The following is a 13666-nucleotide window of genomic DNA, read 5'->3' on the forward strand; positions in this document are numbered from 1 at the left end:
AGTGTGGTAACTTCATTCTATACGAGGACGTCATGGGTTTCTTTTATTTCGTCTTGGGTGTTGCACTTAATATTACAATTCATCGTTTAAATACAATAAAACACTTGAAGACCCAAATTATCGGAATCTTCAAGCGTTTTTCAGTTGTCTATTAGTACATTCCTTGACGGCCTTCGTTTAAATTCAGGTAAATATTTTTGGTTTGTGTATAGGCGTTGAGAATCATTTTATGCGTCTCGCGACCGATACCTGAATTCTTGTAACCGCCAAATGGTGCCCCAGCCTCAAAACTGGCATAAGTATTTACCCATACGCGACCGGTACGAATGCCGCGAGCTACTTTGAATGCAGTATTCAAGTTAGTTGTCCAAACACCGCCTGCTAACCCATATTCGTTATTGTTGGCCATCGCGATGACATCATCGGCGTCTTTAAATTTAATAACTGCACCGACTGGTCCGAAGATTTCTTCTTGTGCTACGCGCATATCATTCGTTACTTCAAGTAGTGTAGGTTTGTAGAATGCTCCTTGTGACAAGTCACCCTCATCATAACGGCTTCCTCCAGTGATCACTTTAGCGCCTTCTTCTTTTCCAATCGTGACATACTTTTCAATGGTTTTGATTTGATTTTCGTTGACTTGAGCACCCATCATCGTATGTTCTTCCCAAGGCATGCCGACTTTAACTTTAGCAAACTCCTCTTTCAAGCGTTCCATGAATTCCTCATAGACGGACTCTTGCACAAAAATACGAGAACCGGCAGAGCAAACTTGTCCTTGATTGAACAAAATGCCTAACTGCACACCTTCAAGTGCTTGATCCATATCCATGTCATCAAAGAAGATATTAGCTGATTTACCACCTAGTTCCAAAGTAGCAGGGATCAGATTTTCTGCGGCTGAAATTCCGATTTGACGTCCTACCTCAGTTGAACCGGTAAAGGCCAGTTTGTCTAAGCCTTTATGGTGTTGCAAATATTCTCCTGTATCAGAACCACTTCCAGTAATGATGTTTATCACTCCTGGTGGTAAAACATCTTTAAAGATTTTTCCTAGTTCTAACACACTTAGAGAAGTAGTAGAGGAAGGTTTAATGACCGATGTATCACCCGCTGCGATTACTGGAGCAAGCTTCCAAGCCGCCATTAGGAATGGGAAGTTCCATGGAACAATTTGTCCGATGACCCCAAGTGGCTCGCGTATAATGATTGACATCGTATTATCGTTGATCATTTTGACAGTGTCTTCTTCACTACGGATAACGCCAGCAAAATAACGGAAATGATCAATGGCTAAAGGAATGTCTGCCCCAGCCGTTTCCCGGATCGGTTTCCCGTTGTCTAGTGTTTCGATCATAGCAAAGCGATCAGCTTCTGCTTCGATCCGATCGGCGATCTCAAGGAGTAATGCAGAACGTTCTTTAACAGAAGTGTGAGACCAGGTTTTAAATGCTTCCTGAGCTGCTGCAACTGCAGCATCAACATCTTCATTAGTAGCATTTACAATATCTGCCAATTTTTCTCCATTAGCTGGATTATAGGCAGTTATTTTTTTATCTCCGGTACCAGAAGTCCATTCTCCATTAATCAAAAGTTGATAGTGTGAATTTAATTGTACATCTTTCATTGTCATTGCTGTCTTCCTTTCTCAAAGTATATTTATAATCAAAATCTAGTCACAGTGTAACATGAAACGCTTACTTTTTAGTTGAAGAAGTCCTGAGGCCACAAAAAAACTTATCTTGATTGAAGAATATGATGCAGATCCAGTTCATAAAAAAAGAGGTGGATAGTTGCCTTTAAACTACAAATTTTTTAACTTTATGTGCTCTAGTTAGTGAAATATTTTGACCAATTTAGTCAAAATAAGTTATAATCGAATTGACCGAAGTAGTCAAAAAATGATTATCAAAGAAGGGATAAAGAGATGGAAGAATTATTAATAAATGTAGACCCTGAAAAAAAGGAACGAATCATTAACAGTGCGATGAAAGAATTTAGTGTAAATACATTCCAAAAAGCTTCAACGAATACGATCGTCGAAGATGCAGCTATATCTAAGGGGCTATTGTTTCATTATTTTGGCAATAAAGAAAAATTATATAACTACTTAGAATATTTTGTGATCAAAGTCATTATGGAAAGTATCATTGAGGGATTAGATTGGGAGCAAAAAGATATCATCTTACGATTAAAAGAAATAGCAATGATTAAGCTTAAAGTATTTCAAAAATACCCCTATCTAACCGACTTTTCTCTGATCGTATTTAAAGACAAAACAGCTGATGAAATCATGCGTATAAACCCTAATTTTCCGCTAGAACTTTATAGTGAGATCTATACCAAAAATGTTGATTATGCTCTTTTTAAAGAAGGTATAGATGTGAAAAAAGCGATCGATATCATCAGATGGACCTTAGAAAAATATAGCGATGAAGTTAGACTAGAAATACAAAAAGGCCAGAGGGAATTTGATTATCGGTTCATTGAAAAAGAATTTTTAAGTTATATAACTATCCTTAAGTCGAGCTTCTACAAATCAAACTAATCTTTTAATGAGAGGACTGTTTTCTATGATTAGTGTTAAAAATTTATATCACTCATACAATAATGACGGCAAGTATCAAGTGAAAGATGTTAGTTTCGAAGTTGCAAAAGGTGAGGTGTTTGGCTTTTTAGGGCCCTCAGGTGCAGGTAAATCAACGACGCAAAATATCCTGACGGGTCTTTTAGAGTTGCAAAAGGGAGAGGTGTCTGTTGCGGGTTACGATATAAAGGATCCTTCAAAAGATCGCCTTAACAAAATAGGTATGAGTTTTGAACAGTCAAATGTCTATAGCAAATTAACAGCTAAAGAAAATCTGGCATTTTATGGGAAGTTATTCGATGTTCCCACGATCGATCCAATGACGCTTTTGAAGCTTGTGGGTTTAGAAGGAAAAGAAAATGTTAAGGCTGGAGAATTTTCAAAGGGAATGAAACATAGACTTACATTTGCACGCTCTATGATAAATGATCCTGATCTTTGGTTTTTAGATGAACCTACTACTGGTCTTGATCCAGCAATTGCTGCAGATATCAAAGATATCATCAAGCAAAAAAATGAAGAAGGCGTTACGATATTTTTAACGACCCATAATATGTTTATTGCCGATGAACTTTGCGACCGAGTAGCGTTTATCGTTGACGGAGAAATCAAGTTGATCGATTCTCCAAAAAACCTTAAATTGCAATATGGCGCTAAGTTAGTAGATATAGAGTATTTAGAAAAAGGAAAGGTAATCAAAGAAACGTTGTCCACCGTGCTTACAGAAGACAAAAAGTTGCTTCAGAAAATTATTGAAAACCATGAAATACAAACGATGCATACAAAGGAAGCAACACTAGAAGAAATCTTTATCAAGGTCACTGGAAGGGGGCTTATCTAAGATGAAACTCTTTTCAAGCTTTATAAAGGAGTTGAAAATAGCCTCTAGAGGTTTTTACTTTTACATTGAATTATTTATGGCCGTTTTAATAGTAGCAATCTTCCTATTTGCAGTTCCAGATAATTTTAATAATAAATCATCAGAATACCTCTACTTAGACATGCCAAACCAAGTAAGTGAGGTCTATTTAAAAGCAATAGCCGCTGAAGATTTAGATGGCAAGTCTGAAGCTGTAAAAATAGAGGTTGATAAAAAAGAAAAGCAGGCTTCTTTGTACACTACAGAAGACAAAGAAATTTATCTATTGAACAGCCGAGAAGACGCTGAGTATCTGGCAGATAAAGAAAGAAAAGTGGCTGCGGTGATTACAATGGATAGCGAACAAAAGTTAACGTATCAATACTACTTGCAAGGCTATGAATCAGATAAATTTAAAAATTTGTTGAAAATACTCCATGTCGAATCAAGTGAAACGCTAGAAACAACTATGGACAGCCAGGATGTCAGACCCCTTTCTACGACATCTGCATTGTCTCTGTCAGATAAAGAAAATATGATGCCGTCAGTCTTAGTATTTAACGGAGCTCTTATGGGGTTGTTTATTATAGCGGCTTATATCTTTTTGGATAAACAAGAAGGGGTCATAAAAGCTTACGCGCTGACACCATCTCCTGTCTGGCACTATTTATTGAGCAAAATAGGCGTGATCATGGTGACTAGTATCGTATCAAGCTTTATTGTTCTTCTTCCGATCATGAGGTTTAAACCAGACTATTTATTATTATTAGCCCTATTAATTAGTACAGCTTTCTTTTCATCCTCACTTGGATTGTTGATAGCTAGTTTCTATAGGAATATTATGGAAGCATTTGGAGCTATTTATGTCTTTATGATGCTCATGATTATCCCGAATATCGCGTATCTTATCCCAAGTTGGAGTCCAAGTTTTATAAAATTGATCCCATCTTATCAAATGCTAGAAGGATTCAAGTCAGTCCTCCTTGGGAATAATGATTGGGCATATGTTTTAACCATATCAGGGGGCTTTTTAATTGCTGGATCTATTTTATTCATGCTTTCAAATAGCAGATACAAAAAAACACTTTTAAGGTAAGGAGGATCGAGTATGCTAAATAAAATATGGATCATTTTCAAGCGGGACTTAAAAGTAAATTCAAAAGATTTCATTTCTCTTTATATACTGGTGGTTCCCATCTTATTCGCGGTATTGATCAATGTTTTTTCACCAGGGATAAATGATACGACTGTTGATCTGGCTTTAATAAAAGGAGAAAATACGGTCCAAGTAGAATATTTAGAGCAATTTGCTAAGATAGAACTGTTCGAAAATACAGCTGAAATAAAGAACAGAGTTGAAAAGAGAGATGCTATTATCGGTATCATTCCTGAAAATGATGGCTATTATTTAATGACACAAGGAGATGAACCGGAAGGTGTCGTTGAATACGCAAAATTATTGACCAGCTTTTATGAACTAGATATGAATGTAGAAGATTCAACTAGCGAAATCATTGAGTTTGGGCGAACGGTTCCGCCTCTCAAGAAGATACTGGTGAATATTTCGATACTCTTTATATCGATACTTGCTGGAATGTTGATTGCTTTAAATATCGTTGAGGAGAAAGTAGAAAACACCTTAAGTGCAATCAATGTAACACCAACAAGTAGAACAACCTTTATTTTAGGTAAGAGTGTTATAGGTATTATTTTTACACTGTTCGGATCAATTGCGTTAATTATGCTTACCGGATTTAGCGAAATAAATCTAGTGCAATTACTACTTATTTTATTGGTAACTAGTTTACTCAGTATCATTGTAGGGTTTATCCAAGGGGTTACAAACAAAGATATTATGAGTGCTGCTGGCAGTATCAAACTCTTATTTTTGCCTTTGATTGCAGGTGTACTAGCAATTGAGATGCTAGGAGATAAATGGCAAAAATTCTTTTATTGGAATCCCTTCTATTGGGCCTATAAAGGGAATGATATTATCTTGTCTCAAACGGGAACTTGGGGGCAAATCTTTATGTACGCTGGAATTGTTTTACTTCTAAGCAGTATTATCTATCTTTTATTAGCACCAAAAATAAGAAAAGGGTTGAAATGAAATTTAAATTGCTGTCCTTCTGATGACTATTTATCAGGGTGATAAAACAGAAAAAATTTGCGTGTGAAAAAGCCTTGATATATATAATATCAAAGCTTTTTTTGTAATCAAATAGAAAAGAGTGCGTCCTCTTTTCACATTTATTGAGTAACTAGAGAGGCTTCTAAGTAAATTTCACATACAAGATTTTGTCGTTGTATTCTAATAACTAGGTGGATATCATCAATAATCGAGTAGGCGCCCATTATCATTCCATTGGCCATACATTTTATTTTGTTTTGTATTTTTAATGAACTTGTCCAATCGTTTATTGAAAATAGCAGGGTCATGTTTATAACCTTGTATTGCCTCCACTCTGATCCTTTTATACAGGTCAGGAAAGTTAATGAAGTTTTGGTATAACTGGTCATCTTCTTTCAAACGATTTTCAATAACTTGATCGATAGAAAAAGACTCAGGCTGCATATCGGGAAGAACTCTCAGGCCGCTGTCTTTCACCAAACCCAATTTAGCTAATCTTCTTGCTCTTTCTTTATTTAATTCTGTCCAGTTACTTTTTTTCTTTCTCGGGGAGATTCGTTGCGCTAATTCGGTATCAGATATCTTTTTCCTGATGCCATCGATCCAACCAAAACACAATGCTTCCTCAACAATGTCTAAGTACTGAACAAGATAGGTTCCAGCAGCCCTATTGATGATCACCCAACAAAAATTTTCTGTTGCTGAATGTATCTCAAGCCAATCTCTTAAATCTTGTCTAGTCTTAATTCTAAGCACATTTTCGATCTCCATTTTTGAACAGATCCTTTCAAGCTTGATAGAATAGTTGCTAGGATTGAGCAATGGTCAATAAGATAGAGGAATTCAGAAATAATTGCTCAACTAATTAACCTTTTCTAGTCGAATGGTTTGAAATAGATTTTCTAGTGATGGGGAACCTCTATTTTTTTAGGCTGGTGAACATCTTCTGTACCGGCCTCAAGGGCTGTTTTGTAATAATAGCACTTATGTTCGAGAAGCTCCATAGCTTGCTCCAAGTCTTTGATCTGTGCTGCTACTATAGCTTTTCGTTCTAAGAACATATCGTATCTTTCTTGCAGCGTAGAGTCTCCCATAGAGCACCAATCAATAAAATGTTTGATCTCTTTTATAGGCATACTGGTAGATTTTAGACATTCAATTATTTTTAAGGCGTCGACATCGGAGTCTTTAAATTGTCTAGTTCCGCTTGGTGTGCGTTTGACAAAAGGTATGAGTCCCTCTTTATCATAGTAACGTAAGGTATACGTGGTAAGATTTAATTTTTTTGCTACTTCGCTGATTGAATAGGTATCCATCAATTTTCTTCCTTTCTAGAAAACTAAACTTTGAGCTAACTCTAATAGAGTAGGCCCAAATTTTAGCACGATTATCTTGATGCGTCAAAGCAGTACTCTTGTGTGACAACTTCACTTTATTTAAAATTAACCGGCTAAATAGTCGTGCACTTGTTTAGATAAATGCGTGTATTTCGCTAAAATTAAAAGAAAACGAAGCAAATTACTTGACCTAGAGTTAACTCTAAGGTTTAAGATGTTGTATATGGAGAAGGGGAGGTTTAAAAAAGGGATCAAGTTCCGATTTAGTTTATCAGCTTCTTCACTTCACCTATTACAAAATACCGGAGCTAGTTAAAAGTACAACACTTGCTCCTAGATTTGGCACCATTGAAGACAAAAAAGGACAATATAACGACGTATTAATAAAACTAAACGAGAGAAGGCAATAAAATGGTATTAAATGAAACTTATACATTATCAAATGGCGTTAAGATCCCTAAATTAGGTTTAGGAACATGGATGATCAACAATAAGGCCGTTGTTCAAGTTGTAAAGGATGCTCTTGATTTAGGTTACCGTCATATCGATACGGCTGAAGCATACCGCAATGAAAAAGGTGTAGGTCTTGGTATCAAAGAGTCAGGTGTTGACCGTGAAGATATTTTTGTCACTACAAAGCTTGGAGGCAATATCAAAAACTACGATGAAGCTGTCAAAGCAATCGCTGGATCGCTTAAAAGCTTGGATATGGATTATATCGACTTAATGATCATTCATAGTCCGCAGCCATGGGAGAACTTCCGTGATGGCAACCATTACTTTGAAGGTAATCTAGCAGCATGGCGTGCTTTAGAAGAAGCTTATGAAGCGGGTAAAATACGCGCAATCGGGGTTTCTAACTTTGAAAAAGAGGATCTGGAAAACTTAATAAATAATGGGAAAGTCAAACCAATGGTGAACCAAATTCTCGCACACATTACAAATGTTCCTACCGATATAATCGAGTACAGTCAAAGCCATGATATTGTTGTCGAAGCTTACTCACCGATTGCTCATGGTGCTATTCTTGATCATCCGGTGGTTAAGGAAATAGCTGAAAAATATAAGGCTTCGCCTGCACAATTAAGTATTCGCTATGTCCTACAATTAGGCACTGTTGCTTTACCTAAATCGACTAATAAAGATCATATGAAATCGAACGCTGCAGTCGATTTTACGATCTCTGAGGAAGATATGAAGGCTTTAAATGAGTTGCCGCTTATCGAAACGTATGGTGATGATGAAGCTATGCCAGTGTTTAAATCACAACACAACAAAAAATAAGAGATATTAGGTATACTTGCTTAAATTCGTATCATTTATCGAAAGGAGTTTTCAAATGAAAGTATTAGTTATAGGTGCCAATGGGAAAGTAGCTCGTCATTTTGCTGATTTTATTAAAGAGGATCCTTCTATTGAAGAACGTGCAATGATCCGAAGTGCTGAACAAGCTAGTTTTTTCGAAGAACGAGGGATCGAAACAGTTCTCTTAGATCTTGTCAATAATTCAGTAGCTGAATTGGCTGAAGCCATGAAAGATGTCGACGCGGTGATCTTCAGTGCTGGAGCCGGTGGAAGTGGGTTAGATAAAACTGTTTTGATCGACTTAGATGGAGCTATCAAAGCAATGACTGCTGCAGAACAAGCTGGTGTTAACCGTTTTGTCATGGTCAGCACTTTCCGTACAGGCCGTGAAGCAATGGCTCAAAAACAGGATTTGCAAATTTATACGATCGCAAAAAATTATGCTGATGAATGGTTGAAGAATCGTACCAAACTCGATTGGACAATCGTGCATCCTGGTATATTAGTTGATGAACCTGGTACCAATCAAATAAAAGTTGGTATGGGACAGGAAATCAATAAAATTCCACGTCAAGATGTGGCTCAGGCGTTGGTTTCGGTACTCCATAATGACAACACGATCAAGCAAGAATTTGAAGTTCTGGCTGGTAATACAGCTGTTGAAGAAGCTATCAGCAAGTTGTGATCATTCTAGAAATAAAAAACACGATTCGGGCAACAGCAAAATTATAATTAAGTGTTGCACAGCTGAAAGAGCTTAGGAAATACAGATTAGGATCAGAAAAAAGTTAAACGAAAGACCTCAAAAGGCAGACTTTTAACAGTTTGCCTTTTGAGGTCTTTTTCTATTATCTGATTTTTTAGAGTTAGATTTTTCTACTATCATATGCCCAATGAAGAAGAGTTTGTCTTTGTTTTTTTCTACAGCTCTGGTCTTTTTTCTCGCAGTTTTTTTTGATAGCTCCAGCATGTCTTTTTATGGCTTTCCATCTTTTAATTTGGATCTGATCTTCTTCAGGCAATCGGCGGCCATAGTAATAACGACAATACCATTGGAACCAGCCTCGAGGATCGCCCAAATGGATCCAGCCTTTTTCTTGCCACGCCTTCAAAGACAATGAAGCATCGACTTGATAATAGTTTAAAGAAATATCTTTCTTTTCAGGAGATAATTTAGCATGTTCAAACCAATCACTCGGAAATTCATCCGTACAATCAGTCATGTATTTTCCGCCGAAAATACCCATTTCCAAGAGTTCCTTGGGGGACAGTTCAGGTTTAAATTCAGGATCGAAGTTTTCACCCGGTTCTTGGGTCAATTCATATTCCCCTTTTTGCATCTTATCATTGATCTTGACTATTTTATTCATAGTAGCGTCCTTTCTTTTGATAGGATAAGCAGAATGTTCAAAAAGAGAAACAGCTGCTTACCACTTAACTATCCTTGTTTCTTAGTAAATCGGCTGAGTTCGGTCCGGAGTTTATTTTGCAAGCGTTGGAAGGTCAAAAATTGTTGACGCGCTCGTTCAATTCTTTTGTATCTCGTACGATTTTTTTTATAGAATTGCTGGTGATAATTTTCAGCTGGCCAAAATACGGTGGCTGGTTCAATTGATGTGACGATCGGTTGCTTGTATTTGCCAGAATCCGCTAATTGCTGTTTTGATTTTTCGGCAATCTGTCGTTGGTGCTCATCTTTAACAAAAATAACAGGGCGGTACTGGCTGCCTCGGTCTTGAAATTGACCAAATTCATCTGTTGGATCCGTCAGCTGCCAGTAAAGTTCTACCAGATCGGCGTATTGTATGATCCGCGTATCAAAAATAATCTCGACCGCTTCGACATGGCCGGTATACTTGCCGCTCACCTGGTCATAAGTGGGATGAGCCACATGCCCTCCGGTGTAGCCAGATAAGACTGAAACGATCCCATCAAGGGTTTCAAAAGGTTCTACCATACACCAGAAACAACCACCCGCAAATATCGCGGAATCTTGATAGGTAAGATCATCTATAGCGTGCTTCGTGAAATCAAATGAAACGTCAGCAGCTGCATGACCGGTCATACGGTTATAAAAATCAGCTACATTGGGAGTTAAATTATTTCTTAAAGCGAGTGGACGTAAATCAGCCTCAAGTTTTGCAAGCTGTTCGTCAAAATTTGCTCCGTTTTCTAAGGCATTCTTGATTGAAGATAATAATGACCGTTCCCATTCACGAGTCGCTGGATCAAGGATCAGATTATATAAACTGTTGAGCGTTTCTTCGTCATTCTGTCTCATATCGAGGACCCTCCATAGGCATATTTTTAAGAACAATTCTCTTTTCTATTATACCTCAGCTAACAATACTAAAGAACTGTTGAAACGTTATTTTAAATATTAAAAGTTAGAATGGCATGATTCTAACTAAACCTGTCCTTATGATCCTAGCTTCATAGAAATCAAGAGACTGTAACCTTGATTTTAATGCTACTGAAAATATGTTATATTAAAAAAAACTGAATAAAAGGAAGGAAATACTATGCTGAAAAAAGAATCCGCTCAACATGTTATCTATGAAATTATGAAACTTTATCCTGATGCTATACCAACGATGCGTTATCAAAATCCGTTTCAATTGTTGATGGTCGTCATACTAAGTGCTCAGGCAACAGATGAGTCAGTTGCTAAAGTGAAAGATCAGTTATTCGAACGCTACCCAGATCCTCAAGCTGTTATCGAGTCTTCACCTGAAGAAATTGAAACCTACATAAAAACAGTCGGACTCTACCGAAATAAAGCAAAGTATATTTATAAAAGCAGCGGTCAATTACTTGAAAAATTTGATGGTAAAGTTCCAAATACACGTAAGGAACTAGAATCGTTAACGGGGATCGGACCTAAATCAGCTAATATATTATTGAATGTCGCTTTTAACCAAGACGCCTTTGCGGTAGACACACATGTCACCCGAATCTGTAAACACCACAAAATAGTAGACGAAAATGCCACACCCAAACAAATTGAAGAACGCATAACAGAAATTATCCCAGCAAAATACTGGGGGAGAGCACACCAAGCTATGATCTCATTCGGGAAAGAAATATGTACACCTAGAAATATGAAGTGTCATGATTATCCACAGCTGTACGAGAATATAGAAGAAGTAGATTCAACTGATCCAATGGATGCTGTCTAAATTTAAACAAGCGTTACCATAAATGAAAAATTTTCCTCTGTGCTGAGCATTGAAAGGCTCGTACAAAGGAAGATCTCTTAAAATAAGTTTTTTATTTTTTCAATATTTTTGATCATAACAGAAGTGGTTCCATCTGGATTATTGATGAACTCGACAACGTCTGGATCTCGGTAAAGTTCTATCGGGATACTGATCTCGATCCCGTTATCTAAACGAAATTTCTGTTTTGAGTATTTTGGTCCAGCTACGGCCACTTCAGCAGGAGCACGATCTACATAACCCAATTCTTTGATTTCTTCAAAAAACTTTTCCTTTTTTGCATGGTTATTGCCGTAAAGCGTCTCAGCAATCACTAGATTATCAATGACATTTTCTTCCGTCATACTATGAACCAATGCATCTTTTGTATCAGCTAGTACTTGGAATTCTTCATCATCAAAGGCTTTGCTGGTTTTTTGAACAGCTTTTTTAATGATTGAAATATTCTCTTTAAGACTTGGCTGTGGCTTATCTTCTAAAAATAATTCGGTGAAATAATAAATTTTCTCTGTTAATTCAGCAATCAGATGCTTTTTCTCGATCACGTGGTATTCCATGTTGCTCAAGTTTAATACCACGCCTTCATGGATCGCTTGGCGAGCGCTCGGCAAGATAGAACGGTTAATGATCAACTGGTTCGTCAGCGTTTCTTCTTCATACGAAACATAGTGAGTGATACTGTCAGAGTAATTTAATTTGAACAATCCTAAATGCGGCACTTCATCCAAGGTAAAGTAGACAAATAATAAATCAGCTGGCGGTATTTCTGGATTGAGTTTCGTAATCGAAAAGAATTTTTCGGTCAACGTTTTAGTTGTCTCAATAAAATCAGTTTGGGTAGTAGAAAATGCTTGGATCAAAGGATTGTCTGCTGCTAATATCCCCGTTTTCATATTATCTGAATCTTCTACTTTCTCAATCATGGCATGAAGATAGTCAAATGTAAATTTCTCCGTAAGGTCTAGCCCGGCAAAAGAGAAGATAGGTTCGTTACTGTTCAAATCAAAAATGTGTAAAATGGCTTCTTTTATATAGATCATATTGTTCCCTCCGTTTTCAGTCACGCTTAGTAGTATCTCATATATTTGGAATCCACAAAAGTGATTTTTCAAGAAGGATAAGTGAAAGAGAACAACCTAGTATGAAATTTGGAAACATATAATTGAGAATCATAAAAAAACTCCTATGACGTTAAATTTAAAAGCTCTAACGTTAGGGGCTTCTTCTTTATGACGATCCGCCATTTTAAATGTAAACTAATGATCGTTTAAGCTCACGGTCATATAGTAAATGATCGCTAAATGATATAAAATTATTCTATAAAGGAGTTGTTAAATGTAGTGCAAGTATTGAATATGTTGAAAAATCAAACGAACTTTACAAATACGGAAATGAGAATTGCCGACTATATTATCCAAAATATCACTACTATCCCAACTATAAATATTGATGTTCTAGCAAAATTAACATACACTTCTCACTCAACGATTATCCGACTCTGTAAAAAAATAGGATATGATGGGTTTAGAAGTTTTAAAGTCGCTATTTCAGAAGTAGTTTATAACCAATTGCATTTGCCTAGTGAAGTAGATGCAAACTTCCCTTTTAAACAAGAGGATTTGACTATGGATATCGCTAAGAATATGGCAGATTTAACTATTGATACGGTGAAAAAAACGTTAGCTCAATTAGATGAAGAATTGCTAAAATCAGTGGCAGAGATGATTTATAAATCTGAACGTATTTTTTTGTTTTCTCGTGGCGATTCACAAGTACGAGCTAGAAGTTTTCAAAGTAAATTAATAAAGATCAATAAATTCGCCATTATTTCTGAAGAATATGCAGATGTAGCTTGGAATGCATCCAATCTTACCCCAAATGATTGTGCTATATTTCTATCTTATGGGGGGATTAGTCCGCATAATAATCGAATTCTACAACATTTTTCTAATGAAACGATTCCAACAATTTTGATCACGGGAAATCCAAACTCTGATTTGATTAAGTTAGCTACCAAAACAATACTAGTCGTTCAAGAAGAATATGACTTTGTAAAGATTGGAACGTTTGCATCGCAAGTTGCGTTTGAATATATTTTGAACACAATCTATTCTGTTTTATATGCAAAAGAATACAGGAATAATCTAGCAAATTTGAAGAAAAAACAAGCTCTGATTGAAAAAGGAATTCTATCTGAAGAAATATAGAGATGGTCATCTATGAGATAGT

Annotated in this window: 14 protein-coding genes; 8 read left to right on the top strand and 6 right to left on the bottom strand. The window is 36.5% G+C overall.

Annotated elements, in window-relative coordinates:
- Window positions 1-151: 151 nt before the first annotated feature.
- Complete coding sequence (locus J7E16_RS06370; protein ID WP_214890061.1) at window positions 152-1633, bottom strand: aldehyde dehydrogenase family protein; 1482 nt, start codon at window positions 1631-1633, stop codon at window positions 152-154.
- A gap of 294 nt (window positions 1634-1927) precedes the next feature.
- Here J7E16_RS06370 and J7E16_RS06375 point away from each other — a divergent pair, with 294 nt between their 5' ends.
- Genes J7E16_RS06375 through J7E16_RS06390 form a run of 4 tightly spaced genes read left to right on the top strand, consistent with a single transcriptional unit; the run spans window position 1928 to window position 5556 of the window.
- Window positions 1928-2548, top strand: a complete 621-nt coding sequence (locus J7E16_RS06375) for a TetR/AcrR family transcriptional regulator (protein ID WP_214890063.1) — start codon at window positions 1928-1930, stop codon at window positions 2546-2548.
- Between the two features lie 25 nt (window positions 2549-2573).
- Window positions 2574-3428 (top strand): ABC transporter ATP-binding protein, encoded by an 855-nt coding sequence (locus J7E16_RS06380; RefSeq protein ID WP_214890065.1) that lies wholly within the window; start codon window positions 2574-2576, stop codon window positions 3426-3428.
- 1 nt (window position 3429) lies between these two features.
- Window positions 3430-4542 (top strand): ABC transporter permease, encoded by a 1113-nt coding sequence (locus J7E16_RS06385; RefSeq protein ID WP_214890068.1) that lies wholly within the window; start codon window positions 3430-3432, stop codon window positions 4540-4542.
- A gap of 12 nt (window positions 4543-4554) precedes the next feature.
- Complete coding sequence (locus J7E16_RS06390; RefSeq protein ID WP_214890071.1) at window positions 4555-5556, top strand: ABC transporter permease; 1002 nt, start codon at window positions 4555-4557, stop codon at window positions 5554-5556.
- Window positions 5557-5778: 222 nt separating this feature from the next.
- Here J7E16_RS06390 and J7E16_RS06395 read toward each other — a convergent pair whose 3' ends face one another.
- A complete protein-coding gene (locus J7E16_RS06395) occupies window positions 5779-6348 on the bottom strand; it encodes a YdeI/OmpD-associated family protein (protein ID WP_214890074.1) in 570 nt (189 codons plus the stop codon).
- A 131-nt stretch (window positions 6349-6479) separates the two neighbouring features.
- Window positions 6480-6893 (bottom strand): MerR family transcriptional regulator, encoded by a 414-nt coding sequence (locus tag J7E16_RS06400; protein ID WP_214890078.1) that lies wholly within the window; start codon window positions 6891-6893, stop codon window positions 6480-6482.
- A 432-nt stretch (window positions 6894-7325) separates the two neighbouring features.
- On the opposite strand from J7E16_RS06400, the gene J7E16_RS06405 reads away from it, so the two are divergent.
- A complete protein-coding gene (locus tag J7E16_RS06405; protein ID WP_034546652.1) occupies window positions 7326-8198 on the top strand; it encodes an aldo/keto reductase in 873 nt (290 codons plus the stop codon).
- Between the two features lie 55 nt (window positions 8199-8253).
- The gene (locus J7E16_RS06410; RefSeq protein WP_034546650.1) at window positions 8254-8904 is read left to right on the top strand and encodes an SDR family oxidoreductase; all 651 of its coding nucleotides are present in this window, start codon (window positions 8254-8256) and stop codon (window positions 8902-8904) included.
- Window positions 8905-9085: 181 nt separating this feature from the next.
- Here the strand turns inward: J7E16_RS06410 and J7E16_RS06415 are convergent, their stop codons facing one another.
- Both J7E16_RS06415 and msrA read right to left on the bottom strand, forming a co-directional pair.
- The gene (locus J7E16_RS06415; RefSeq protein ID WP_034546648.1) at window positions 9086-9589 is read right to left on the bottom strand and encodes a hypothetical protein; all 504 of its coding nucleotides are present in this window, start codon (window positions 9587-9589) and stop codon (window positions 9086-9088) included.
- A gap of 68 nt (window positions 9590-9657) precedes the next feature.
- Entirely contained in the window at window positions 9658-10500 is an 843-nt protein-coding gene (gene msrA, locus J7E16_RS06420) for a peptide-methionine (S)-S-oxide reductase MsrA (RefSeq protein WP_214890080.1), read from the bottom strand.
- Window positions 10501-10741: 241 nt separating this feature from the next.
- Here msrA and nth point away from each other — a divergent pair, with 241 nt between their 5' ends.
- Window positions 10742-11398 (top strand): endonuclease III, encoded by a 657-nt coding sequence (gene nth, locus J7E16_RS06425; RefSeq protein WP_214890082.1) that lies wholly within the window; start codon window positions 10742-10744, stop codon window positions 11396-11398.
- A gap of 77 nt (window positions 11399-11475) precedes the next feature.
- On the opposite strand, the gene J7E16_RS06430 is transcribed toward nth, so the two are convergent.
- On the bottom strand, window positions 11476-12477 hold the full coding sequence (locus tag J7E16_RS06430) for a nucleoid-associated protein (RefSeq protein ID WP_214890084.1): 1002 nt from the start codon (window positions 12475-12477) through the stop codon (window positions 11476-11478).
- 300 nt (window positions 12478-12777) lie between these two features.
- Here J7E16_RS06430 and J7E16_RS06435 point away from each other — a divergent pair, with 300 nt between their 5' ends.
- Window positions 12778-13644 (top strand): MurR/RpiR family transcriptional regulator, encoded by an 867-nt coding sequence (locus J7E16_RS06435; RefSeq protein ID WP_353049870.1) that lies wholly within the window; start codon window positions 12778-12780, stop codon window positions 13642-13644.
- The last annotated feature ends 22 nt before the right edge of the window (window positions 13645-13666 follow it).

Source organism: Carnobacterium sp. ISL-102, from assembly GCF_018612935.1.
GTDB classification, from domain to species: domain Bacteria; phylum Bacillota; class Bacilli; order Lactobacillales; family Carnobacteriaceae; genus Carnobacterium_B; species Carnobacterium_B alterfunditum.